The following is a 25,071-nucleotide window of genomic DNA, read 5'->3' as shown; positions in this document are numbered from 1 at the left end:
ATGCAACAATTTTCAAGTGACTATCACAATATGAAACGGAGTTCTTATGGAAAGTAAATATATATTCGGTAAGGTTGATGACCAGATTACGCAGTTGCCGGTGTATGTAACTACAGTGGGGTATTGGGATCATCAGGAAGAGATGGTGAGAACCGAAGGATTCCCGGATTTTCAATATCATCAAATCATTAGTGGTGAGGGAGAGCTATTAGTTGATGGGAGGCGTATAAAGGTTGGTCCAGGATCGGCTTTTATTCTGTATCCCGGAGTTCCACATACCTATAGACCGCTGAGAGCGCCATGGGAATTAGTCTGGGTATCATTTAATGGCCGTGAGGCAGAGCGTATGCTTGCTTATGGTGGCATCCAAGCTTCGGGGGAAAGACAAGTGAATGGAGAAGTTCTACTATCAAAATTGTGGGGGATGTTGGCTATTGCTGAATCCAGACAAGAAGCACAAGGGATTGAATTCTCTAAATTGCTGTATTCCTTTTTGCTTGATCTAAGTCAGCAATTAACGAATTCAGGCACCCTTGACCGCCAACTAGATCGACTTGCGCCAGTTCTTAGCTACATCGAAGCAAACATCCATAGGCCGTTATCATTGCAAGAACTTGCAGACACCGCGATGATTACACCGCAGTATTTGTGTCTGCTATTCAAAAAGATATTAAATATGAGGCCGATGGTGTATGTGAACCAAGAACGAATAAATTTAAGCAAAGCTCTAATGTTTAGGGAAAGCGGCAAAAGGATTCAGGAGATTGGTCAAATGGTAGGATTTGACCATCCAAGTTATTTCAGCGCACAATTTAAGCGATATACTGGGATGTCTCCTGAACAGTTCAAACAATTACATGGATTGAAGTAAGGTGCTTGATAAAATAAATAACGTAGATCAATGACCGCTACGCGGACGGATTATCCTTACGATCGCTGTTGCCTCCAAATTTGTTTGATTATATCGCAATAGCGGTAAAAATTCGGAGGCAAAGGCGAACGCTACGCTTCTTCAGGACAATTCCGTCCTCTTCGCTATGATCTATATATAATTCAACTATTAACAAGCACTGATTAGCCTGTTTCGAATGTTAAAATTTAGGCAAACCTTTTAGGTGAACGCAGCATATGATTCCGCTGGATCGTTATACTGTTTGTGGTTCATCTCTGAAATCGGTGTTTGACAAGAACTAATGCATCAGTGAAGTTTTGGAGGAATGTGGACAAGTGAAGCGTTCGCCTTTAAATGAGAATTTCAACCACTACAATTGTTTATTCAGGATATTCTCATTTAACAGCGATGGTAACATCCTCCAAAAAGTAACGTTACTTCCTGCTTTATTTTGTCAATCACCGATCTTAGTTTTGATCCACTTTTTATTTCACCGAAATTCGTAATACGGTTTTCAATTTTTCAGGAGCGGTTTTTCTTGCGTCTGAAATATAGATTTCTCTATGGGTGAGTTTCGTGCGTTCGAGATTATTTTCAAGACAAAATTGGCTCATGCGTTCGAAGCTTTCAGGTTCGTTATCGTAGGGACCGTTGTGCAGGATCTGCACGGACAGGCCATCTTCAATGGCTTCAAACTTAACTGTTTCAAGTAGAGGATGTGGCTTTTTCTTGCTAACCGTTTCAATGGTATCCATGGCAAGTTCAGTGGTTACAAAGTCAGGTTGACGTATCATAATCTTATAAACTAACTCGTTTTTATCCAAACTGTGGGCATCCAAAATCTGAGTAGCTTTCCCTTCATCACTTAAATCCCAAATTCCTTCAAGCGGGTAGATACTATAATCATAATATCCACTCGGAATGATGCCTTTCTTGGGTAACATCTTTATCCCATACGATAAGGAATATAGCACACCAATTGCCTCCGCAAAGGCTTCATGATTAGGATTACCTTTACCGTCTATGGTGAAGAAGTTGAAGCTTGGGACAGTGACAAGTTCAGGTTTGTTTTTAGGCAAATACAACGACTTCTCTTGTTTCTTCCATTCATGCTTCATGATAAGCACACTTACCTTCCAGGTGAATTAGTTAATCGCAATGTATACATGTATTTCGCAGTTGTCCGCATCGCCACCACTTTGATACTCTTCAAAATCACTACTATATCTTCTATCTAGATCCATCGACCATAACTTGGTCCAAAACTCACCGACAGCGCGCTGCATATGTCCACGGACTACAAACTTTGCATATTTGCCTGGTGGTATCGTTTTTACTGCCACTTCGGCAGGTTGGCCTTCGAACTTACTCACTTCACAGCACACCGTTACATCATATAATCCATCTACATCACTTTCATAGTCAGAGTATAATCCAATACTACAGTCGTTCTGCTTATGTAATATGGATTGATAAATACCGTCGGCGAAAAAACGCTGCCAGAGTCCACCGATGATCAGGGGCATATTCTCATCATTGTTACGCGTGCGAACGGTAATTCCTACTACTGTTTTCTCAGTTAATTCCACTACTTCATAATTCATAACTACACCTCTTTTTCGTTAGTGAAGTTAGTGTAGCATTCATAAATTGACAACAGCATGTCATATTATAAATATTTTTTAAGTGCTGTTTCATACTTGCTCACGATAGTCTCTCGAATATGTGTTGGTTCTAGAACCTCGGCATATCCTCCAAATGACATGATATATCCATAGATCCAATCCCCTTCAGGAATCGCGGTTCTTACAGTAAAAGTTCCGTCTGTGTTGCTTTTAATATCTTCTGGACGAAACTCGTCAAACAAGCGATAGGCCATGTTGCCATCTATTTTTAATACCAATGGAATCAGTTTGCTCTTATAAATATCCTTTGATTCGTTCCAAATATCCTCGGGGATATTTCTGATGAAACCCTCAGTTGAAGATACTAGATTTCTGATACGTCTAACTTTGAACATTCTATAGTCATTTTTCAACCTGCAAAACCCATACAGATACCAACTTTGTCCTTTGAAAACTAACTTTAAGGGTTCTACTGATCTCCGAACTTTTTCTCCGTAGGAACTGTAATAATCAAACGCAATAACTTTCCCCTCTAAAACAGCCTCTTTTAACATCTGAAACTTTTCGCGTTCCTGATCATCACTGCTCCAATGGGAGAAATCTACATCAATCCAGCTCGTATTATTCTTGTTAAATAAAGTTGCAAGCTTAGTTAAAATAGGATCTATATCTGGGACATTTAGCGCTGTTAACCCCTGTAATGCGGATAATATCTCCGTTTGCTCGCCGTCAGAAAGCACAGATTTATTAAAGATAAATTCGGGGAGTATCCGGATCCCTCCGCCTTTACCTTTGGTTGTATAGATCGGGATTCCCGCTTGACATAGCGTTTCAATATCTCGATAAATCGTTCGCTGTGAAACCTCAAAATGCTCTGATAGTTCTCTGGCTGTAATTGCTTTTTTATTAAAAAGAATATATACAATTTCAAATAACCTGTTCATTTGCATGATAATCACCCGATTATAGTATAGCGCAATTAGATGACAATGGAATGTCATATTCAGGTTGAGATAAATCTAACTTTAAGTTGCGAAAATGACACTGGTGTCATATGATAATAAAAAAATGACATGGATGTCATTTTTGTGTTTTCAAATATGCACTAAGGAGTCGTTGTTATGACACGGAAAGCTACACAGAAGAGATCTCTCATCCTGCAGGGTGCGGTTAATGTGTTTGTGCGTAAGGGATATAATGCGGCTACGATGCAAGATATTGTGGAAGAGTGTGGTATTAGCCGCGGAGGGCTATACCTTTATTTCGACTCGACGGAGGCGATATTTCTCGCATTACTCACGGAGAACTCACAGAGTATGGAACAGGAATTTGAGCAAATGATATCGGAAGGACTTAGCTTCAAAGATATGATGGGACATTTCTTCAAAGAGCAGAAGACCGAATTACTTGAAGCGGACAATAGTATGATGACTGCAACCTATGAATTCTTCCTCGCGCACAAGAATGATCAAGATAGGAGCTTTCTACAGCAGCAATTCGAGCTATCCGTTTCTAGCTTAACCAAGGCTTTGGAGTATGGTGTAACTCGTAATGAGGTTCATATCAATAATATAGAACAAGTCGTGAGACATATTATTTTAACGATCGAAGGGATCCGTATCTATGCGCTGTCCGTGGGGATATCTCAGCACATGCTAGATGAGCAAATAGAGATGTTAAAGTCGCTGCTATTCACACCCAGTTTGGACTTAGAATAAGGGGGATTTCAGATGGAAGCTGTACTTTTAATTAATAAGGTAACCAAACAATTCAGAAAGCACGAGGTTATTTTAAAGGAAATTTCCCTAGAGATTGAAGCGGGGACCTTTACAGTGATGGTAGGGGCGAGTGGCTCAGGAAAGTCTACATTATTGAACATTATGTCAGGTCTTCTCAAACCTACGAGTGGTAGCATCCTCTATAAGGGACAGGATATAACGAAATTTGATGATAATAGATTGGCTGATTTTCACAGAAATGAAATTGGACATATATTTCAAAACTACTATCTTCTCTCCCATCTTACGGTAGAAGAAAATATTAATATTGGCATATCTGAGACCGGAGATCATTATGAACTGACTGAAATTAGTAAACTATTAGGCATCGAAGATCTGTTACACCATTTCCCAAGTGAACTATCAGGCGGGCAACAACAGCGGGTAGCTGTCGCTAGAGCTATCATAAAAAAACCGAGTATTCTATATTGTGATGAAGCAACAGGCGCGTTGGATGAAGCAAATGGCAAGAAGGTAATCTCGCTGTTACACCTCATTCGCCAGCAATATGGGATAACGATTGTTTTTATTACTCATAACCATGAGATAGCTAAGACGGCGGACCGAGTTATTACAGTAAAAGATGGATCGATCCTACATGACATGCTTTGTGCGAATCCCATATCTGTTGAGCAGATGAGTTGGGTTTAACCTGACCGTGCTAACGAAGGAGCAACGAAATGAATCTAATCAGAAAGCAAGTCTATAAGAATTTACTGCGCAATAAGGGATATATAGCGGTCTTATTCTTAGTGGTTCTTTTAACATCGTTTATGTATTATTTTGTGGAGTTTTCCGTCGATAAAAATACGACAAATCTGCAAAGTTATGTAACTGAGCAACAAAGAGAACAATTTAGATTTCAAGTTAGAAGTGATGTGGATGAAGCCAAGGTCATTGACCAGTTGGGTCAGGATTATGTACTAGAAGCACGAAGTATCAAGAAAATATCAGATGGGGATCAAAAGTACTTTTTTATAAATAAAACAGATCATTTTAACCTCCCTTACATCAAGACAGGGCGTTTGCCAATTACAGAATCAGAAATTGCCCTCTCGCCGGAGTTTATGCAAAGTAATCACATCGAGCTCGGACAGTCTTTAACGATTGAAGACACTACATACACGATAACAGGTTCTTTTTATTTACCGGATTATGAGGTATTTATCCCTTTTGGAGATATTCAGCAGGATTATGATAGCGCAACGTTCGCGATTGTTACTCCAAAGGTTTATGAGAAATATACGGGGAAAGAGGAACTATATTTTGCAGGCAGGGTTAAGGCGGATGATGATATTGAAATTGAAGCCAAGTTAGCTGCCTTGAAGGGGAATTCAGCCTTTTCATATATGGCCCAAACCAATGAAATAACTAGTCATTCGCAATTACAGACTGGACTCGATTCGAATAAAATTCTCGCACATACGTTTCTGCTAATCATAGGGTTGATTAGTTTGTTCTTATATTACATGTTTTATAAACGTTTTATGATGCTACATAAACAAGAGTTTGGTTGTTACAAAGCACTCGGATTTACTTCTCTGCAGATTAGTTCTGTACTGGTGAGATTCTCCCTCCTGATCGCAGCTGTAGGAACACTTGCCGGATTGGTATTAGGATTCTTTGGTTCTTCTATTCTTCTCCAACTCTACAGCAGCAGTTATTCATTCCCATACTTGACGAGAGGGATTGATGTGAGCTCCTTTTGTTACGGTGTGGTGTTGGTAATTGCAGCTACTGTACTGGTTACGTATATTGCGGTGATACAGTTTATGACGCAAGATGGCTACTCATTATTGAATAATGTTGATAAAACTCAGAATATGAGCGGTGCCACCGCCGTGGCTAATAAAATTGCTAATCTATTACCCCCACGTTGGAGACTTCCGGTTCGTGTGGTTCTGCGTAAGTGGAATACGTTATTACTCAGCGCACTCACGATTTTGATCGTAAGCACCTTGTTTATTACGAGTAATTCCTTATATATCTCAAGTGGCACAATCATTGATGCTCAAACGGCAGGAAGATCCTATGAATATGATGTTACGTATGACAGCTATCAACAGGATCAGGAAAGTCTACGAGTTTCAAGAATGTACTACCTGAAGGAACCTATACAGATCATACAAAATGAACGTCAGATTCCGGTAACTATAGTTGGATTAGATACGCAAGGATCATTACTAAATTTGTATAACCTGAAGAATGATCTGATCCAGCTGGATCATGTAAACGGAGTTGTAATTAGTCAAGGGATTAGTGAGTTATACGGTATAGGCAAGGGCGAAGCATTACAATTTATTTTAGATAGAAAGCATCTAAGTGCGAATGTTGCGGATATTGTCATGAACGGTGATACGAATACGATATATTTGGATAAAGAAGAATTGGCGACGAAGCTGGGAATTGCAAGTGATATGCATTCAGGGGAACTGAGTAATGAGTATAAGCATGATGCGAGCAGTAGCGTAGTTACAGCGAAAGAGAAGCGGGCAATTATAGAGAATAATTCGGTTTCCAATCGTTCTAGCGCCGTTATTAATCAAATATTAGGGGCAGTTATCGGATGCCTCCTGTTGTACATCGTTGTCATGCTCAATTTTCAAGATCGCACCCAGGATATGGTCATACTACGGTTGTTAGGGTATAAGCCTAGAGAGATTAACCGTTTGTTAGTGGATGTATACAGACCGATGTTTGTAATTTTATATGTATTCATGTCCCCGATTGCGATCTATATTTCGGCTCAAATCCATAGGCTGATTTCCATTCAAACTAGTGACTATATTCCCTTCTCAACGAATGGCTGGTTCATAATGCTAGCGATTGTCCTCATTATGTTGCTATATAGCTTGGTTGTATTCTTTTTTAAACGGAAGACTTACGTGTGGGTACGCAATGAACCTATTGATATTTCACATTAGAAAAGAGGCTCATCTCTGAAATCAGTGCTTGATAAGAACCAGCGTGCCAGTGGAGTTTTGGAGGAATGTGGACAAGTGAAGCGTTCGCCTTTAAATGAGAATTTCAACCACTACTATCGAGTATTCAAGAAATTCTCATTTAACAGCGATGGTAACATCCTCCAAAACGTAACGTTACTTCCCGTTTAATTTAGTCAAGCAAGGATTTTGGTTTTGAGCCAGAAAAGATAGTAAAAATCCTATATAGCGATCGTAAGAACATTTCGATCTCGTAGCCTATAAATGGTACAATTCATTAATGGTTGAAACAGAAATGATGACCAACTAGGCAGTTGTAGGGTTGTAGTCGCATCATTGTGGAGAAGGTGAATTTGTCATGCTCGATAAGCTTCCTGTTCTAAGTCCAGAGGAAACAATTCCATTATTACAGCATCAATTCTATTATCCGCCTTACATTACACTTGCGCATATGTACAAACCTCCAGCGGGTTGGTTTATGACAGAGCAGGAAATTATGCAATATCAGCTTCTATATGGAGTTGATGGGATGGCTGGAAATATCATTGATGGTACTACATATGAGATAAAAAAAGGGGATATTTACATTATCCCACCTCATGCCATTCGTTCACTACAGCCATCCAAAAGTGATCCTTATGTTGGTGTGACCATATCATTTCATTTCGGTCTTTCGGAGTCACCACTGAAATCAATACTTGGAGAGGACGTCTATCTAGGGAATGATGCAGATGGTTCATTGCTTGGCAAGCTAATTCAATTAATTCAGGCGGTGCAACAGCAAACGATAGCAAGCGGTATGCTTGCGCAGGGTCTATTGTTACAAATCATATATGAATCTGCTAATAACCGTCCCCTAGAAGAAACGGCTGTATTGAAGACGAAAAATAATGCAAAGATGGTTCAAATCTGCAATTATATTAAGGAAAATTATAGTTCGATGATTCGGATGGATACACTAAGTGATATGACGGGATTGAGTAGGAACTATATCATCCGTCAATTCCGCAAATGTTATGGCACTACACCGTCTGATTATCTTGCTACGATTCGGATAGAGAAGGCTAAGCAACTATCGATTTATACCGATCTTACGATAAGCGAAATTGCGAACCAGGTTGGATACGCCGATCTACATTCGTTTAGTCGAATGTTCAAAAAACGGATGGGGATTAGTCTAAGCCAGTTTAATGCTACACTCATATCTTCACTCGACATCGTCTCTCCATTAGAGGAGTAGAATAGGGGTTATTTTTGCTGTATAAGTGTTACTTTGGGCTAAATACTTCCATGAACTAGCGCAGTAAACTATGAATTAAAGCTAGTTATGTAAGCGCTTATATAAACTTTGAGCAATGTGATGGTGTGTAGAGACCTAAGAACATTTTGGTAACGCAACCTATAATCACAAAGATTCCGAATAGGAGTGAGTAGATATGACAGATAATCCATTGTATAAAGAAGGCTGGACACTAGTATTTCAAGATGAGTTTGATGGGCCCACACTTGATCCTAGTAAGTTTTCACCATATGGCTTGTCTCATTGGAAGAATAAAGAAGAGGTTAAGGCCGTCTATCAACTGCGTGATAGTTGTATTGTGTTGCAGTTGCCTGATGAGAAACAACGCGTGTCTGCCATTGTAACTGGAATGCGTGATGGACTACATCGTTATGGAGATGATTTGGGTATAGACCATCATGACCGTGCCTTCATGAACCTAGTAACAAAATACGGTTACTTCGAACTGCAAGCAAAGGTAGCGAGAGGGAGTGGCTTAAATTCCGCTTGGTGGATGATTGGCTTCGAGAATCAGAAAGAACAAAATGCTGAAATTGATATTTTTGAGATGTTGGGAAAAGATACACGATTGCTGAATACGACACTCCATTCCTTACGTGATACGAAATTGAAGTATGCGCATATTCCATATGTCACTGACGTGGACCTGTCCGAAGATTTTCATGTATTCGGTTTTGAATGGGATGAATCTGGCATGAAGTTCTATCTGGATCATGAGTTGTATTGGGAGATTGATCAGTCACCAGATTATCCAATGGTCACATTGCTGCAACTTAATGATGGTGATGGAGGATGGATTGGCGATCTGGATCACTCGATCCCATATCCGAAGGAATTCCTAGTTGATTATTTCCGAGTGTACAAACGGGATGGAATGCCGCAGGAACTGACACCTATAGAAGGAAAAGAAAGCAATCTAGCACGATATGCAATTAGTGGTGTTGGTAACGATGTTATGTGGGGAGACTTATATAACGCACAATCACATGTTTGTTATATTAACGATGGTGATCCGAATACAGCTTTGATTAGCAAACCAGCTGAGTCATTGCCACACTACGTGTATCTAGATTGGATGGAGCCGCAGGTCTTTGATTCCGTCGCATTAACGACACGGGCAGGTTTGAAACAAGGACCAACGGTATGGGACATCGAAGTATCACAAGATGGAGCTTCCGGCTGGTATAAGGTTGCTGAATCGGGCGAGGTTGATTGGCGTAATCATGAGGATGATCTAGAAACATGTGAGGTTACATTTGCGCGAGTAGAACAGGTAAAGTCACTTCGACTTGTGATTCGTCAGTTCAACGGGGATAAGGAAGCGGGAACGTATCAAATTCAAGATCTAGCGGTCTACTTGAAGTGAAAGACATACTGATTTATTAACAAGCTATGGATAAGAAGGACCAGTGATCACTCCTCCCATTACTTAAGCGGGAAGAGGTTAACTGGTTCTTTTGGTAATATTAATCAATACGAAATATATGTCGTGATATTATATAATCATTGTCGCATTTCCCTACTTAAAAACGTATTTGTTATGTGTTACTTTATACTTAGATGTCAGAATAATATATAATGGAGGTAACGGCAAATGAGCATAAGAATTGGCAAGATCAGCTTTTGGCATGTGCATGCATGGGATTACACGAAGCAAGCTCAGGAGCATGACGATACTGTAATAGCTGCGGTCTGGGATGAAAACCCGGAGCGAGGCAAAAAAGCGGCAGATAGCTTAAATGTACCTTTTTTTGATTCTCTAGATGACATGCTCGCACAAGAGGATATTGACGCTGTTATTGTAGATGCGCCGACCAACGTACACCGAGATGTCCTAGTGGCTGCAGCCAAAGCGGGCAAACATATTTTCACAGAAAAAGTAATTGCTCCAACGCTGAAGGAAGTTAATGAAATTATTACTGAAGTAAATAATAATGGGGTGAAATTTACCGTTTCTTTACCTCGTTTAAATGATGGATACACATTATCGATTCAAGATATTTTAAGCCAAGGTTTGCTGGGAGATATTACGTATGTTAGAGTTCGCTTATCCCACAACGGCACTACGGCAAATTGGCTTCCCGAACATTTCTACAACCTGGAGCAATGCGGGGGCGGAGCTTTGATTGACCTTGGATGTCACCCTATGTATTTGACTAAGCTGTTCTTAGGGCAAGAAGTGACCGGTGTGAGTGCTAACTTTGGATATGTAACAGGCAAAGAAGTTGAAGATAACGCAGTAGCAACATTGTTCACGGATTCAGGGGCTATTGGTGTGGTGGAAGCTGGTTTTGTGAATAGCCACTCGCCGTTTACAATCGAGGTCCATGGAACCGAGGGGACTTTATTATACGGAACACCAGAAGAGAAGCTTCTTCTTAAGACGAACAAAGCTGGGGATAAAGGAAATGCTTGGACGGAAAAGGCCATTCACGACAAACGTGAAAGCGCATTCCATCAATGGATTAACCATATTCAACAAGACACGGTCGCAGCCGAAAATGTTCAAACAGCAGTAGAGCTTACAAGGTTAATGGAGGCTGCGAACCTCTCGGCTAAGGAAGGCCGTGTGATTCGATTAGCAGAATTGAACTCTTAATAGCTAAGCGCAAGCTTACGATGTAAGCTTTGTTCGACACTTCATCGAGGATGCAAAGCTAACAAAGTTTTAGGAGGAGTACACTTGAGTAAATTTCCCTTCGAGATCATGTTTGAGAAACAGGATCTGCTGGAAAGGCTGGACATTTCGATTCTATGGGGGCATTATGAGATTTCTGTTCTGAGGTTTCATTTGACATCCTTCCCACCGGGGAGGGTCATTGATTTCCACAATCACTCTGAATTCGAGTTTCATTTTATTCCTAGGGGAAAAGGAGTAGTCATTCTTGGTGACCAGATGTATCCTTTATCGGAGGGAATGTTGTACTTAACTGGACCAGGGGTTATGCATTATCAGGAAGCCGATGCTGAAGAGGCCATGGATGAGCTGTGTCTGCATGTAAATATTGTGGAAAACCCCAGAGATGGAGTGGATCCGTGGGAGGTTGCTGAAGCCGAAGAATGTGTTCAGAAGCTGAGACAGCTTCCGTTGGTTCCTGCGCATGATTATCACAGTGCTATGAAGTGTTTTCTTGAAGCCTATGAAGCTTGTGAAGGTAAACTAACGGGATATTATACTTCTATTAAACATCTCGTAATCAGCATTTTATTGAAAGCAGCTAGAGCCTACGATTCAGGTGAAATAGGAGCAGAAGCTCCAGTTCGAAATATGCTAACTTACCGCTATCAATATGCCATTCTCTATATGGAAGCAAATCATTCGGCAACTGTAACCTTGGATAATGTAGCGGAAAAGCTTAATATCAGCGCAAGACAATTACAACGAATTTTTAAGCATGTAAATGCCGAAAAATCCTTCAGCCGAGTTCTTGAGGACATTCGTTTGGATGCAGTCTGTCGTAAACTTGAGGAAACCTCTATGTCTATTGAGCAAATCGCTCAAGCAGAAGGATTTACCAATGCCACATATTTGCATAATGTTTTTCGCAAGCGGTTGGGAATGACTCCGGCTACTTATCGTAACGAACAGCAATCAAATTAAAAAAGCGAGGGTGAACTCATATGAGTAAAGTGTATCGTGTAGGAGTTATCGGTTGTGGTGGAATTGCGAATGGTAAGCATCTTCCAAGTTTGAGCAAACAAAGCAGAGTAGAGGTTGTTGCCTTTTGCGACATCGTTAAAGAACGGGCTGAAGAGGCAGCAGAGAAATACGGAAGTGATGAAGCTACTGTCTATACGGATTATAAAGAATTATTGAAAGATAGCTCGCTGGATATTATTCATGTTCTTACACCTAATGACATGCATGCGGAAATTTCTATTGCTTCATTAGAAGCTGGCAAACATGTTATGTGTGAAAAGCCCATGGCGAAGACCGCAGCAGATGCCAAAAGAATGGTTGAAGCGGCGAAACGTACCGGCAAGAAACTAACCATCGGGTATGACAATCGCTTCAGACAAGATAGCTTGTTTATGAAAAAGGTCTGCGAAGCTGGAGAACTTGGACATATTTATTTTGCCAAAGCGCATGCAATCAGACGGAGAGCTGTACCCACTTGGGGAGTATTCCTTGACGAGGAGAAACAAGGTGGCGGACCGCTTATAGATATCGGGACTCACGCCCTGGATCTAACACTATGGATGATGGATAACTATAAACCTAAGGTAGTTCTAGGTACCAAATATCATGAACTATCGCAAAAAGAAGATGCTGCGAACGCTTGGGGCCCGTGGGATCCGAAGAAATTTACCGTAGAAGATTCCGCATTTGGGATGATTGTAATGGAAAATGGTGCTACGATTATGCTGGAATCTAGCTGGGCACTCAACACGCTTGATGTGCATGAAGCGAAATGTAGCTTAAGTGGAACTGAAGCAGGCGCAGATATGAAGGACGGCCTACGAATTAACGGCGAGAAGCATAGTCGTCTTTACACGAATGAAATTGATCTTGGTGCAGGAGGCGTAGCCTTCTATGAAGGTAAAGCAGAAAGCAACCCTGATATCGAGTTAAGATTGTGGATCGATGCGATCCAGCAGGATAAGGACCCTGTTGTCACTCCTGAACAAGCTTATGTAGTTTCGCAAATTTTGGAGGCTATTTATGAATCGTCTCAAACAGGTAAGGCAGTTTATTTGAACTAATAGATATTATTCAGGGTCTACGATTAGCAGATATGGAGTGGTGAACAGGATGGAACAGTTGAGAATTGGTACCCTTGTGGGGGCTAAAGACGCAGTAAGAGTTATTCCGCAAATTGCTCCTCATGGATTTGAATCTTACAGTTTGACCTTTGGGGGATCGACAGAAGGCATGGATCTCAAGGAGGCGAGTAAAGCGATAGTTGAACTCGCTGCTAAGCATGATGTCGTTATTTCTTCGATCGGCGTATATGGAAATCCGCTTACTGGGACTGGAGACAGCGAAGATACGCTCACGAGTTGGGAGCAGCTTATTGATTCTGCACATCTGTTTGGAACAGATATCGTCACCGGTTTTACGGGGCGATTGAGAGACCGTCCCATCGACGAGTCGATTCCCCGTTACAAAGAAGTCTTCGGAGAACTATCGAAACGAGCAGCAGATCGTGGGGTCCGAATTGCCTTTGAAAATTGTAGTATGGGCGGCAACTGGTGGACTGGCGATTGGAATATCGCCCACAATCCGGCTGCGTGGGAGATGATGTTCGACGCTCTCCCAAGCGACAATATCGGGTTGCAGTGGGAACCATGCCATCAGATGGTGAGTCTTATTGATCCCATTCCTCAGCTTCGCAAATGGGTAGATAAAGTATTTCATGTGCATGGTAAAGATGCGACAATCGCTTGGGATGTCATCAAAGAACAAGGTATTCATGGTCCCAAACCTTATGTTTGGCACCGTACACCAGGATTCGGCGACAGTAACTGGAGCGACATTATCACAATTTTACGACAAGCAGATTACAAAGGCACCATTGATATCGAGGGTTGGCACGATCCTGTGTACCGGGATGAGCTAGAGATGACCGGCCAAGTTCATGCGCTGAATTATTTAAAACACTGCCGTGGTGGAAATTTTATTCCTAATCCGGTTTAACCAAGACAATTTGGATGGATTTCGGCACGCAGCGGAGCAGATTAATGCTCCGTTTTTTTTATTTTCTCCCAGGCAGTTTCAGCCATTATCTCTGTGCACATTTCTCACTTGCAAAGAACTAGAAATTGTGTAAAATGGCGAAGTGAGACATTACATTCTATCTCTCATAGAAGGAGCAAAGTATGAAACAAAATGAGAGATTCGGGACCCTTGATTCGATGAGAGGGTTAGCCGCTCTTAGTGTCATGATCGGCCATTTCTTTTTGGTTTTTCCTAGTTTAGCTCAAAATACGGCAAAGCTAGGATATATGAAGTCTCCAGTCAATATGATTAAATATTCACCTCTACACATCTTCTGGGCTGGCCATGAAGCGGTTATTCTTTTCTTTCTTCTAAGTGGCTTCGTCCTATCGCTCCCTTTCTTAAACTCAACTTCCTCGTCCTACGGAATTTATTTGGTTAAACGTATATGTCGTATTTATATCCCCTATCTATGCGCTGTATTTATTGCCATCGTGGTTAAACAAATCTTTTTCAATGCACCCCTTCAGCAAGTTAGTTCCTATTTTCAAAGTCAATGGACCGCAGTGACCGAATTGAAATCGATTCTGGCTCATGTGTTCTTTCTAGGAAACTTTAATTCAACCCTCTATGACCCCATTCTCTGGTCGCTTGTTCATGAAATGCGCATATCCATTATTTTTCCTTTGCTGATGATTGTTGTAGTAAGAGGTGGATGGAAAGGTTCGCTACTCACTTGCGCTCTATTAACCCTGATGGCAGAAGTGCTACTCCGATTACTAGATCCTCCCTACATGACTAATTTTGTGGCAACGATTCAATATGCAGCCTTCTTTATCGTAGGAGCTCTGCTCGCCAAGTACCGGAACGAGATCAAGACATACTATGACAAACTTTCGAGACTAAGCAAATACATACTAGCTAGTGCAGCTATTTTGTTATACACGTTTCATTGGTTGTTTTACACGCAGTCGTACCATGTCTATTTTCAATATTTTCGCGAGGATTGGATCATTGCTCTAGGGGCGTGTCTATTTATTGTGATGGCCTTGAATTCTGTTGCCGCTAAGAAGGCTTTGCTTCATCCGGTTAGTGTATATTTGGGGAAAATATCGTATAGTTTGTATCTGTTTCATTTTGTGGTTTTGCTTAGCCTGTTGCACTTGTTAAGGGGCTATTTCTCTATTTACATTATTCTTGTAATGGCCTTTATCTTGTCCTTTGTTTGTGCCACGGCCGGCTATTATTGGATTGAGCTTCCGGCGATAAGGTTGGGGAAACGAATGGTTAGACCTAGGCACTTACATGGATCGGATGTGTCGTCAAGTAATAACAATGGCATTTGAAAGCCCTTTCTTAGATGTGTGCTATAATGAGCTTCACTATTATAATATTTTCTACGAGGGAGACAGTATGATGTATAATGTTCTGATAGTTGACGATGAGCATGTTGAAAGAGAAGGCATTAAAAGTTTGATTTCTCAGTACGAGTTTCCTTTTCATGTACTTGAAGCAGAGAATGGCTTAATTGCTGAAGAGATATTAAACAGGAATTCAATTGATATTCTGATTACAGATGTAAAGATGCCTATGATGAATGGCTTGGAATTAAGCAAAATGGCTAGAAAAACACAAGAGAATTTAAAAATTGTGATTTGCAGTGGTTACGATGAATTCGAATATGCCAAAAGTGCGATTAAATTAGGGGTCGTTAATTACTTGTTGAAACCTTTAGTTATAGAAGAGTTCTTGGAAGTTATGCAAGACATCACGCAAATAAGCCCCTGTACCGATAATCCCGAGAATGAGACACAAGAATCAAAAGTCATTAAGCAAGTGAAGAGCATATTAAAAGATAATTTTCAAAGAGATATTTCTTTAACCGATGTGGCAAATGAAGTCTACCTTTCTCCAGGATATTTAAGTATTTTGTTTAAGAAAGAAACAGGTGTGAATTTCTCTAAATATTTAACAGATTATCGATTGGGGAAGGCAAACTATTTACTTACAAATTCGAATATGAAAATAAATGATATCGCGGAGTTTGTGGGTATTGATAATCCTTCATATTTCTCCAGGATATATAAAAATAAATATGGTATAAGTCCATTACAATACAGAGAAAGCGGAATTTGTGATGATAAATTTGATCAAGAAAAAATTCAATGATATTAAGTTTCGCAACAAACTGCTGCTCTCTCATCTTCTTATTGCACTAATTCCGATCATTTTATTGGGGCTACTTTCGTTTTTCCAATCCTATAAAATACAAATGAAAGAACTGAAGAGTGAAGCCGAATCAAGCATAAACCAAGCTTCTAATATTCTTGATTATAAAATCAACAGATATAATATGTTATGTGAGTTTATGGTTCTGGATCGAGACTTTTCGGGGGTATTCATTAAAGACTACGAAAATAAATATTTCAATATGTACCTCGACTTCAGGGATATCATGGATCCTATGGTTTCACAGATAAAATTTATGGATGATGATATAGAGGAAATTACCTTTTATACGTCGGGAGATTTATTAGGTATCCGCGGGAATATTTTACCCTTAAGTGAATTAAAGAATAAACCTTGGTACGACGGATTTAGAGGAAGACACTGGGTGGTATATGACGAAAAGGTATATTTGGTTCAAGAACTGATCAGTAATTTGAAAGATAGCAATTTCATGGTGATTTCAATTAATTATGAGAGTCTTTTCTCAGAAACGGCGAAATTATCAGATTATATCTTTGTGAATATTATAAATCAAAAAGAAAACATTATTTATAGTGAAAACAGATTAGGGTTTAATGAGTCCCTTACTCAGGATGAATTTTCCGAATATCCAATAAAAATAGAGAGAAAATTAGACAACATCGGGTGGACGATCAATTATTTCATCTCAAATTCCAATGCCTATGTGAATGCAATGACAATCTTTAAAATAACGTTGTTTGTTATTTTCTTGAGTTTAATCATTACCTTCTTCCTGATCTATGTATTTTCGAACAACTTTACGAGGCGGATTATCCGTTTGAAGGATAAGGTGGACAAAGTTGAACAGAATAATTTGGATATTATGATTCAGAGTACATCCAAAGATGAGTTTGGCGAGCTCACAAATGGGATCGGAAGAATGCTGGAACGAATAAACAGCCTTATATTACAAGTTTATCAGGCGGAAATATCCAAGAAGGAAAGCGAGTATAATAAACTCATAAGTCAAATTAATCCTCATTTCTTGTATAATACACTCTCATTTATTAATTGGAGAGCGCTGAATAAGAAGGACATAGAAACCAGTTATATGGTCACAACACTAGGTAAATTTTATAGAACAACCTTAAATAAAGGTAAAAATAAGGTGACAATTGAAACTGAGATAGAGCATATTAAAGCTTATTTGGATTTGCAATATGTTATGAGTGAAGGAAGATTTGAAGTTGATTACAGTATAGATAACCATATTTTAAAGCATTATATTATTCATTTTATTTTACAACCCATCGTGGAAAATGCTATCAAGCACGGATTTGTCGGACCGGATTCTCAAGACAATCATATTATTATTTCAGCGCATATGGTAAATGACGAGATCAAAATAATGGTAAGTGATAACGGCGTTGGTATGTCAATACAACAACAGACACAGCTATTATCAACGGATCATGGCGGTTGTGGTGTGAAAAACGTGAATGATCGTATCAAGTTGTATTATGGAAATAATTATGGTTTGGAAATTGAAAGCCAGGTAAACGTTGGGACAAAAGTTGTGATAACACTTCCATTTTTTTAGTAGTGGTACTATTTGGAAACCGATGTATAGAAATACATCGGTTTTTTTGTTTTTTTGAGAACAAACTATACCATAAAAAAAGTGATACGAATAAAGAAAATGTTGCATATACGCTATTTTTGAAAACGGATACAATTTGAATATACCTAGACGAGGGGGATACAAAATGAGAAAGAAAAGAAAGTTTGCAGTGATTCTGATGGTATGTATAAGTTTGCTAGTTATGAGTGGATGTAATGGTAGTGGCAACGGAAGCAATGGGGCAGCGGAGAAAGTTAATTCAAATGATTATGAGCCTTATAGCAAATATGAAAGTCCAGTAGAATTTACGATTGGTCGACATACCAACCAAGTGAATAACTTACCAGCGGGAGATACGATCGAGAACAATCTAGCTACACGATATGTAGAAAGCCGAGTGAACGTGAAAGCAAATGTTGCCTGGGAAACAGATGACATGAACCAAAAGTTATCACTTTCAATGACTACAGGAGATCTACCTGACGTGATGTTGGTAAGCCGGGAAATATTCAACCAATTAATAGATAATGACCTGATTGCAGATTTGACAGATGTCTATGAAAAAACAGCATCTGATGGCATTAAGAAAATATACGAATCTTACGGTGATTCATTATTAGATCAAGTAAAGGTTGATGGTAAAATTATGGGCTTTCCTATGACCAATATAGGAAATCAGCATCAACTTTTGTGGGTGAGAAAAGATTGGGTTGATAAAGTTGGAGGTAAATTGCCAACTACGCTAGATGAGGTTTGGGATTTGGGAAGAAAGTTTGTGGAACAAGATGCTTCGGGAACTGGTAAAACGGTTGCTTTTGTTATGAATCAGAATGCTATGAACTTCACTCCTGTATTTGCAGCGCACGATGCATTCCCTACGGAATGGATTAAAGACGCTGATGGACAAGTCATATATGGATCGGTTCAACCTGAAATGAAAGAAGCATTAACAGATTTGAGTGAACGATATAAAGAAGGATTAATCGATAAGCAATTTGCACTCAGATCGAACGAGGAAAGAGAAGCTTTGGTGATCAACGGTCAGGCTGGCATGTTATTTAATCCTTGGTGGATCGGTTATACCAACTACAAGGATTCAATCAAACAAGATCCAAAAGCAGAGTGGGTAGCTGTTTCTGCTCCGGTCGATGAAAATGGAAAGTTTAAAACGATTCGTCAGGATCCTGTAGGCGGCGGAATTGTAGTTGTTAAAAAAGGCTTCGCTCATCCTGAAGCGATTATGAAATCGATTAATTTAACTACAGATTTCTTGTATTCAATGACGGATGATGCCATTCAGTATAAAAAGGAGCATTCTGATGAATTATTAACAGATGCTAGCAGATGGAATAATGATCCTACGCAAATTCCGATGCAAATAGATTATGACGATGTGCTGAAGCGTTACTATGAAAATCTTATACAAGCGGACGAGTCCGGAGATGAGTCTGCTGTTCAGGAAGATAGAATAGTCTCATTCCATGCTTTTCAGGAGTTTAAAGAAAAGGGAAATGCGATCGACGTAAATACTTACGGAGAATATATTTCCCGGATTGAAGGCCAAAGGGAAGCCAATAACGACAACTTGGAAGTGACTCTATCGGGATTTTATGGCATGACAGAAACGATGAAGATGAAATGGGCGAATCTGAAAAAGTTAGAAGAAGAAACGTTCCTAAAAATTATTATGGGTGAAGCAAAAGTAGATGAATTCGATAAATTTGTTGATACTTGGCATCGTACAGGTGGAGATGAAATTCTGAAAGAGATTAATAAGTAACTATATAAGTATGAAAACAGGTGGAGTAATCCTCCACCTGAAATTTTGTGGTTAGCGGATACGGATTCACAACTTTGATACATGGATGTGATGTCAATCATGGCGCAACGGGTTGCGAAATTTACACATAAAAAGCGGAACATGTTCAACGGTATTACCTATCACCTCATGCTGATGCCCGGAATGGTCATGCTGATAATCTTTTCGATTATACCCATGTTCGGAGCGATTATGGCATTTCAAAAATTTATTCCTGCAAAAGGAATTTGGGATTCTAAGTGGGTTGGGCTTGCTAATTTCACTTATATGTTTCAACTACCGGATAGTAAGCAAATATTTATCAACACGATTGTGATCGCCATAGGGAAAATTATACTGGGCTTGATAGTACCTATTATATTTGCGCTCCTGTTGAACGAAGTACGGCTTAAGGTTTTCAAAAGTACGATTCAAACCATTGTATATTTACCGCATTTTATGTCTTGGGTTGTGCTAGGTACCATGCTGACGATGATTTTTTCATACGATGGTATGGTCAATAGCTTGCTTGAATTTCTAGGCTTGGAACGGATCATGTTTATGGGAAGCAATACGTGGTTTAGACCATTGTTAATTATTACGGATACCTGGAAGGAGTTTGGATATGGGACCATTATATATCTGGCTGCTTTAACAGGAATTAATCCATCACTATATGAATCGGCTGCACTTGATGGGGCCAATCGCTGGAAACAGATCCGAAATATTACGTTGCCCGGGATCTTTCCAACCATCATCTTACTGGGTACTTTGAGTTTGGGGAATGTATTGAATGCAGGTTTTGACCAAGTATTCAATTTATATAATCCGTTAGTATATGAAACGGGCGACATCATCGATACCTTTGTATATCGCATGGGATTGATCAACATGCAGTATTCATTTGCTACAGCTATTGGATTAATGAAATCTGTCATTAGTTTTATTCTAATCATTATTTCTTATAAGCTAGCTGAAAGACATGCCGGGTATAAGATTTTCTAGGAGGTACACATAGATGGTTCAATCTAAAACCTTGGGAGCTAGGCTGGTATATATATTGATCATTTCGGTATTGATACTGATCACACTTCTATCATTAGCCCCAATTGTTAATACTATCGTGATTTCGATCAGTAGTAGTGCAGCTGTAAATGCTGGTCGTGTCTATTTCCTCCCTATAGATATCAATTTCTCTTCTTATGCGAAAATTTTAAACGACGCAAAATTTTGGAAGGCATTTATGGTATCAGTTGAGCGAGTTATTCTTGGAGGCGCTCTTAACATGTTTCTGACGATTCTCATGGCCTATCCGCTTTCCAGAAGTATCTCACAATTTAAATCGAGAAATATATACATGTGGGTTATTGTATTTACGATGTTATTTAGTGGGGGGATTGTTCCCTGGTATATGGTTATAAGTAATTTGGGACTCATCAATTCTATTTGGGCTTTGGTGTTGCCGGGGGCAGTTCCTATATTTAATGTCATATTATTAATGAATTTCTTCAAAGGAATCCCAAAAGAACTTGAAGAGGCTGCATTTATGGACGGGGCTGGGCCGTTAAAAATATTAATTAAAATTTTCATACCCGTATCGTTACCGAGCTTAGCTACTATAACCTTGTTTGTCATTGTTGGTCATTGGAACAACTTTTTTGATGGGATTGTCTTGATTAATGATAGTGCGAAAATCCCTCTACAAACCTATCTCCAACAGCTTAATCTGACTCGGGAAAAGATGGAGAATCTTTCTGTTGAACAGCTTCAACAATTTAATAAAGTATCGAATGTTACTTTGAACTCAGCGAAAATTTTGGTATCTATGATCCCTATCATGTTAATCTATCCATTCTTGCAACGTTATCTTATTCATGGGATTGTATTAGGTTCTGTAAAGGAATAGCTACAACTAGAAATTTGAATAAGAAAGTGGTGTGCATATTGAGTCTATTCCCTGATACAATGAGAGTAGAAATAGGTGATATGGAATGGATAGAACTCTATTCCGACAATCAACGGCAGTGGAAAATCAATGATCTGATCGTCGAGTTGGAAGAAGCTCATAAAGGCTTTACAGTCAGAGTAGCTTCCCCGGGCATTCCATTATCTCGTATCCAATTGACTTGGAGAAAAAAAATTTTTCCGGAAACAAAATTTTTAGGGGATGCGTTTGAACGGAGTTATGGCGATTTAGGCTTTGAGATACTACAACCGGATCGCATCATGCCTTGGTATTTTATGGCTGTGCATAATAACCAAACCGAGTGTTATGGTGTTATGACGGATCCCAATGCTCTATGTTCATGGCAAGTTAATGATACGGAAATCGATTTATGGATCGATATTCGCAATGGAACTTCTCCACTTCAATTGGGGAACAGAGTTCTAGATGCTGTAACAGTTGTGTATGATCACACGGATACACTTGAACCTTTTGAAGCTGCAACTGCATTTTGTGAAACGATGTGCCCGACTCCTAATCTGCCTAGAGAGCCTATTTATGGTGGGAATGACTGGTATTATGCCTACGGGAATAATTCAGAGGCACTTATTCTAGAGCACACTGCGTTAATTTCCAACTTATCTGGGGCCAATGCCGTTAGGCCATTTATGGTAATTGATGATGGTTGGCAAGTGGATCACTCTTCCTCATATAACGGCGGACCTTGGCATCAAAGCAATCAGAAATTCGGATTTATGAAAGAGTTGGCCCAGAAAATCAAACAAATGGACGTCCGTCCAGGCATATGGCTCAGACCTTTGTTGGTCCATACTGTAGAGAATCAAGATCATATTCTTCATGCGCAGCCGAATAATTCTGAATATATTTTGGATATCAGTCACCCAGACGTGTTGAAGAAAGTAAGTGAAGATATTGAGAGAATCGTAGACTGGGGATTTGAGCTGATCAAGCATGACTTTTCAACCGTGGATATATTTGGACAATGGGGATCGGAAATGAATCTTCAGTATACGAATAAGGTCATCAGTTTCCATGACAAGACGCTAACTACGGCTGAAATTGTTAAAAAGTTCTATAAAACGATTAAGGAAAAGTCGCAAAGTGCATATATCATCGGCTGCAACACGATCAGCCATTTAGCTGCAGGTGTATTTGAGATTCAACGTACCGGTGATGATACTAGTGGAAGAGAGTTCAGCCGTACAAGAAAAATGGGAATCAATACGTTAGCGTATCGGATGCCACAGCACAATACATTTTATTCAGCGGATGCTGATTGCGTTGGTATTACTACAGAAATACCTTGGCATCAAAATGTGCAATGGCTACAGGTACTTTCAAACAGCGGAACCCCATTGTTTATTTCCTGCAATCCGAATGAGCTGACGGAGGAAATGACAATGGATCTAAAGAAAGCTTTTGAGCTTGCATCACAATATCAGAATTCTGCTGTCCCGGTAGATTGGCTATCGAATAGCTATCCATCCGTATGGAAGAGTGATCAAGGCCTGACAAGATATGAATGGTATTCGTCACCAAGGTCATTTGAGTAAGCAGAAAATCTATAAAGAATTAGGAGAATGAAGATGCCAAATATTACAGAAGAAAAAGTTATTCAATTGGTAAGTGAGAAGATGGCGGATCGCCCCAAGATCATCGAGATGTTTAAAAACTGTTATCAAAATACGCTCGAAACCACAATTCATCGACATGAAGAGGATGATACAGTATTCATGCTAACGGGAGATATCCCGGCTATGTGGCTAAGAGACTCCGTAAATCAGCTTAGACCTTATTTGATGCTGGCAGCGCAGGATGAGGATCTGAAGCGAATTATCGAAGGTGTATTAAAAACTCAATACCAATCGATATTAAGAGATCCTTATGCTAATGCGTTCAATGAATTTGATAATCATAATGGACATCAAAGTGATAAGACAGAAATGACTGGTTGGATCTGGGAGCGGAAGTATGAAATAGATTCACTATGTTATCCGATTCAACTAGCTTATTTATATTGGAAGAATACAGGTGAAACTGTACATTTCAATGCTGAGTTTAGACAAGTAATCGAGTTGATTCTGCATACCTGGCGGACGGAACAATATCATATGGAGAAATCCCCTTATTCCTTTGTACGAGAGAATGGTCCCATAACGGATGTGGTGAATCATGAGGTAGCTTATACAGGAATGACCTGGTCCGGATTCCGGCCAAGTGATGATGCTTGTAAGTATGGTTATTTAGTTCCTTCTAATATGTTTGCTGTTGTGGTAATGAAGTACTTGGAAGAGATTAATGATCAGTTTTTCCATGACGAGGATTTGGCTAAGGAAGTCTTGTCATTGAGACACGACATAGAACAAGGTATTGAACAATTTGCCGTCATTCAAGATGAAGAATGGGGTCAGGTATATGCTTATGAGGTTGATGGTTTAGGTAACACTTATCTGATGGACGATGCAAATGTACCAAGTCTGCTTTCCCTTCCTTATCTGAATTACTGCGATAAAGATGATCCTATTTATTTGAATACAAGAAACATGATATTAAGTCCTACAAACCCATATTTCTATGAAGGCGAGTATGCTAAAGGAATTGGAAGCCCGCACACACCAGAGAATTACATTTGGCATATCGCTCTTTCTATTCAAGGAATGACGACTATGGATGATTCTGAAAAGAATGAAATTTTGGATACATTTGAACGAACAGATGCAGGCACCAATCTAGTTCATGAAGGATTTAATAAAGATAATCCGAATGAATATACGAGAGAATGGTTTTCCTGGTCCAATGCCATGTTTGTAGAATTTGTGTTAAGCGTTTGTGGACTGGAAATCAAAAAGTCTTAAATTAAGTCTTGATAAAGAAAGTTGAGAACTCGCTTGAAGCCCTAAGCCCTATCTAAGATAGGGCTTCAGCTTGTCGAGAAATNTCTTCTTCATATTCTGTACGGCTGCCGTCATCAGTGCTTGTTCTCTGACGTTTGGTAGCCCTCGCAAACGGCAATAGCGAAACCCATGGAGCTCTTTAGCATCCGCGAAGCTTCGCTCTATCGTTTCTTTTCGTTTACGGTATAACTGTTTGCCGGACTTGCTGAGCCGGTTATTCCGTACCCAGTCCTTGCTGTCTTCCCAAACATCCCCGAATCATATATCGCTGTCCGGATCCGTCTTGCTTACTTTAATTTCTTTGTCCTCAGTCACTTCCTCTCTAGGTTTTAGGGCTTTTTTCCGTGCTCTTTCCGGTCTTCTGCAACGGCGGCGTTTAGCTCGTCCACGTAATCTTTGGTATTTT

Annotated in this window: 21 protein-coding genes and 1 pseudogene; 18 read left to right on the top strand and 4 right to left on the bottom strand. The window is 39.7% G+C overall.

What is annotated here, in order from left to right; genetic code table 11:
- The first annotated feature begins 46 nt into the window (after positions 1–46).
- Positions 47–871, top strand: coding sequence for a helix-turn-helix transcriptional regulator (locus tag EJP82_RS23475; protein ID WP_127194504.1), 825 nt, complete (start codon positions 47–49; stop codon positions 869–871).
- 506 nt (positions 872–1,377) lie between these two features.
- Here the strand turns inward: EJP82_RS23475 and EJP82_RS23470 are convergent.
- The 3 genes from EJP82_RS23470 to EJP82_RS23460 form a co-directional block, all read right to left on the bottom strand.
- Complete coding sequence (locus EJP82_RS23470) at positions 1,378–2,010, bottom strand: GyrI-like domain-containing protein (RefSeq protein ID WP_211350263.1); 633 nt, start codon at positions 2,008–2,010, stop codon at positions 1,378–1,380.
- Between the two features lie 27 nt (positions 2,011–2,037).
- Positions 2,038–2,496 carry a GyrI-like domain-containing protein gene (locus EJP82_RS23465; RefSeq protein WP_127194503.1) on the bottom strand — a complete coding sequence of 153 codons (459 nt, stop codon included), beginning with the start codon at positions 2,494–2,496 and terminating at the stop codon, positions 2,038–2,040.
- A gap of 65 nt (positions 2,497–2,561) precedes the next feature.
- A complete protein-coding gene (locus EJP82_RS23460; protein WP_211350256.1) occupies positions 2,562–3,461 on the bottom strand; it encodes a helix-turn-helix transcriptional regulator in 900 nt (299 codons plus the stop codon).
- Positions 3,462–3,638: 177 nt separating this feature from the next.
- Between EJP82_RS23460 and EJP82_RS23455 the strand changes: the two genes are divergently transcribed.
- From EJP82_RS23455 to EJP82_RS23375, 17 genes are all read left to right on the top strand, one after another.
- On the top strand, positions 3,639–4,235 hold the full coding sequence (locus tag EJP82_RS23455; protein WP_127194501.1) for a TetR/AcrR family transcriptional regulator: 597 nt from the start codon (positions 3,639–3,641) through the stop codon (positions 4,233–4,235).
- Between the two features lie 12 nt (positions 4,236–4,247).
- Complete coding sequence (locus EJP82_RS23450) at positions 4,248–4,946, top strand: ABC transporter ATP-binding protein (RefSeq protein WP_127194500.1); 699 nt, start codon at positions 4,248–4,250, stop codon at positions 4,944–4,946.
- Between the two features lie 29 nt (positions 4,947–4,975).
- Positions 4,976–7,219: an ABC transporter permease gene (locus EJP82_RS23445; protein ID WP_127194499.1), complete on the top strand. Its 2,244-nt coding sequence runs from the start codon at positions 4,976–4,978 to the stop codon at positions 7,217–7,219.
- A gap of 376 nt (positions 7,220–7,595) precedes the next feature.
- Positions 7,596–8,477 (top strand): AraC family transcriptional regulator, encoded by an 882-nt coding sequence (locus EJP82_RS23440; RefSeq protein ID WP_127194498.1) that lies wholly within the window; start codon positions 7,596–7,598, stop codon positions 8,475–8,477.
- Positions 8,478–8,673: 196 nt separating this feature from the next.
- A complete protein-coding gene (locus EJP82_RS23435) occupies positions 8,674–9,903 on the top strand; it encodes a glycoside hydrolase family 16 protein (RefSeq protein WP_127194497.1) in 1,230 nt (409 codons plus the stop codon).
- 228 nt (positions 9,904–10,131) lie between these two features.
- Complete coding sequence (locus tag EJP82_RS23430; RefSeq protein ID WP_127194496.1) at positions 10,132–11,136, top strand: Gfo/Idh/MocA family protein; 1,005 nt, start codon at positions 10,132–10,134, stop codon at positions 11,134–11,136.
- Positions 11,137–11,220: 84 nt separating this feature from the next.
- A complete protein-coding gene (locus EJP82_RS23425; protein WP_246054404.1) occupies positions 11,221–12,138 on the top strand; it encodes a helix-turn-helix domain-containing protein in 918 nt (305 codons plus the stop codon).
- A 20-nt stretch (positions 12,139–12,158) separates the two neighbouring features.
- Complete coding sequence (locus EJP82_RS23420) at positions 12,159–13,241, top strand: Gfo/Idh/MocA family protein (protein WP_127194495.1); 1,083 nt, start codon at positions 12,159–12,161, stop codon at positions 13,239–13,241.
- A gap of 49 nt (positions 13,242–13,290) precedes the next feature.
- A complete protein-coding gene (locus tag EJP82_RS23415; RefSeq protein ID WP_127194494.1) occupies positions 13,291–14,175 on the top strand; it encodes a sugar phosphate isomerase/epimerase family protein in 885 nt (294 codons plus the stop codon).
- A gap of 182 nt (positions 14,176–14,357) precedes the next feature.
- Positions 14,358–15,542, top strand: a complete 1,185-nt coding sequence (locus EJP82_RS23410; protein ID WP_127194493.1) for an acyltransferase family protein — start codon at positions 14,358–14,360, stop codon at positions 15,540–15,542.
- A gap of 67 nt (positions 15,543–15,609) precedes the next feature.
- Positions 15,610–16,365: a response regulator transcription factor gene (locus EJP82_RS23405; protein ID WP_246054403.1), complete on the top strand. Its 756-nt coding sequence runs from the start codon at positions 15,610–15,612 to the stop codon at positions 16,363–16,365.
- On the top strand, positions 16,334–17,986 hold the full coding sequence (locus EJP82_RS23400) for a sensor histidine kinase (protein WP_127194492.1): 1,653 nt from the start codon (positions 16,334–16,336) through the stop codon (positions 17,984–17,986). Before EJP82_RS23405 ends, EJP82_RS23400 begins: the two co-directional genes overlap by 32 nt.
- A gap of 166 nt (positions 17,987–18,152) precedes the next feature.
- Positions 18,153–19,787: an extracellular solute-binding protein gene (locus EJP82_RS23395; protein WP_127194491.1), complete on the top strand. Its 1,635-nt coding sequence runs from the start codon at positions 18,153–18,155 to the stop codon at positions 19,785–19,787.
- A gap of 99 nt (positions 19,788–19,886) precedes the next feature.
- Positions 19,887–20,810: an ABC transporter permease gene (locus tag EJP82_RS23390; protein ID WP_127194490.1), complete on the top strand. Its 924-nt coding sequence runs from the start codon at positions 19,887–19,889 to the stop codon at positions 20,808–20,810.
- A 13-nt stretch (positions 20,811–20,823) separates the two neighbouring features.
- Complete coding sequence (locus EJP82_RS23385; protein ID WP_127194489.1) at positions 20,824–21,711, top strand: carbohydrate ABC transporter permease; 888 nt, start codon at positions 20,824–20,826, stop codon at positions 21,709–21,711.
- Between the two features lie 80 nt (positions 21,712–21,791).
- Entirely contained in the window at positions 21,792–23,324 is a 1,533-nt protein-coding gene (locus tag EJP82_RS23380) for an alpha-amylase family protein (protein ID WP_170220284.1), read from the top strand.
- A 33-nt stretch (positions 23,325–23,357) separates the two neighbouring features.
- Positions 23,358–24,626, top strand: coding sequence for a glycoside hydrolase family 125 protein (locus tag EJP82_RS23375; protein WP_342773693.1), 1,269 nt, complete (start codon positions 23,358–23,360; stop codon positions 24,624–24,626).
- A 48-nt stretch (positions 24,627–24,674) separates the two neighbouring features.
- Here EJP82_RS23375 and EJP82_RS23370 read toward each other — a convergent pair.
- Positions 24,675–24,914, bottom strand: a pseudogene (locus EJP82_RS23370) (transposase); the annotation flags it as partial.
- Between the last annotated feature and the right edge of the window lie 157 nt (positions 24,915–25,071).

Origin of the sequence: Paenibacillus anaericanus (genome assembly GCF_003994475.1) — a bacterium.
GTDB classification, from domain to species: domain Bacteria; phylum Bacillota; class Bacilli; order Paenibacillales; family Paenibacillaceae; genus Fontibacillus; species Fontibacillus anaericanus.
Note: the sequence above shows the minus strand (reverse complement) of the source record. Positions and strands in the feature narration are given on the sequence as shown.

Coding starts and splice junctions, on each gene's coding strand:
- EJP82_RS23430 (WP_127194496.1), top strand. CDS start 10,132: ATGAGCATAAGAATTGGCAAGATCAGCTTTTGGCATGTGCATGCATGG.
- EJP82_RS23470 (WP_211350263.1), bottom strand. CDS start 2,010: ATGAAGCATGAATGGAAGAAACAAGAGAAGTCGTTGTATTTGCCTAAA.
- EJP82_RS23465 (WP_127194503.1), bottom strand. CDS start 2,496: ATGAATTATGAAGTAGTGGAATTAACTGAGAAAACAGTAGTAGGAATT.
- EJP82_RS23455 (WP_127194501.1), top strand. CDS start 3,639: ATGACACGGAAAGCTACACAGAAGAGATCTCTCATCCTGCAGGGTGCG.
- EJP82_RS23415 (WP_127194494.1), top strand. CDS start 13,291: ATGGAACAGTTGAGAATTGGTACCCTTGTGGGGGCTAAAGACGCAGTA.
- EJP82_RS23460 (WP_211350256.1), bottom strand. CDS start 3,461: ATGAACAGGTTATTTGAAATTGTATATATTCTTTTTAATAAAAAAGCA.
- EJP82_RS23400 (WP_127194492.1), top strand. CDS start 16,334: ATGATAAATTTGATCAAGAAAAAATTCAATGATATTAAGTTTCGCAAC.
- EJP82_RS23440 (WP_127194498.1), top strand. CDS start 7,596: ATGCTCGATAAGCTTCCTGTTCTAAGTCCAGAGGAAACAATTCCATTA.
- EJP82_RS23450 (WP_127194500.1), top strand. CDS start 4,248: ATGGAAGCTGTACTTTTAATTAATAAGGTAACCAAACAATTCAGAAAG.
- EJP82_RS23395 (WP_127194491.1), top strand. CDS start 18,153: ATGAGAAAGAAAAGAAAGTTTGCAGTGATTCTGATGGTATGTATAAGT.
- EJP82_RS23475 (WP_127194504.1), top strand. CDS start 47: ATGGAAAGTAAATATATATTCGGTAAGGTTGATGACCAGATTACGCAG.
- EJP82_RS23390 (WP_127194490.1), top strand. CDS start 19,887: ATGGCGCAACGGGTTGCGAAATTTACACATAAAAAGCGGAACATGTTC.
- EJP82_RS23445 (WP_127194499.1), top strand. CDS start 4,976: ATGAATCTAATCAGAAAGCAAGTCTATAAGAATTTACTGCGCAATAAG.
- EJP82_RS23385 (WP_127194489.1), top strand. CDS start 20,824: ATGGTTCAATCTAAAACCTTGGGAGCTAGGCTGGTATATATATTGATC.
- EJP82_RS23420 (WP_127194495.1), top strand. CDS start 12,159: ATGAGTAAAGTGTATCGTGTAGGAGTTATCGGTTGTGGTGGAATTGCG.
- EJP82_RS23405 (WP_246054403.1), top strand. CDS start 15,610: ATGATGTATAATGTTCTGATAGTTGACGATGAGCATGTTGAAAGAGAA.
- EJP82_RS23435 (WP_127194497.1), top strand. CDS start 8,674: ATGACAGATAATCCATTGTATAAAGAAGGCTGGACACTAGTATTTCAA.
- EJP82_RS23380 (WP_170220284.1), top strand. CDS start 21,792: ATGGAATGGATAGAACTCTATTCCGACAATCAACGGCAGTGGAAAATC.
- EJP82_RS23410 (WP_127194493.1), top strand. CDS start 14,358: ATGAAACAAAATGAGAGATTCGGGACCCTTGATTCGATGAGAGGGTTA.
- EJP82_RS23375 (WP_342773693.1), top strand. CDS start 23,358: ATGCCAAATATTACAGAAGAAAAAGTTATTCAATTGGTAAGTGAGAAG.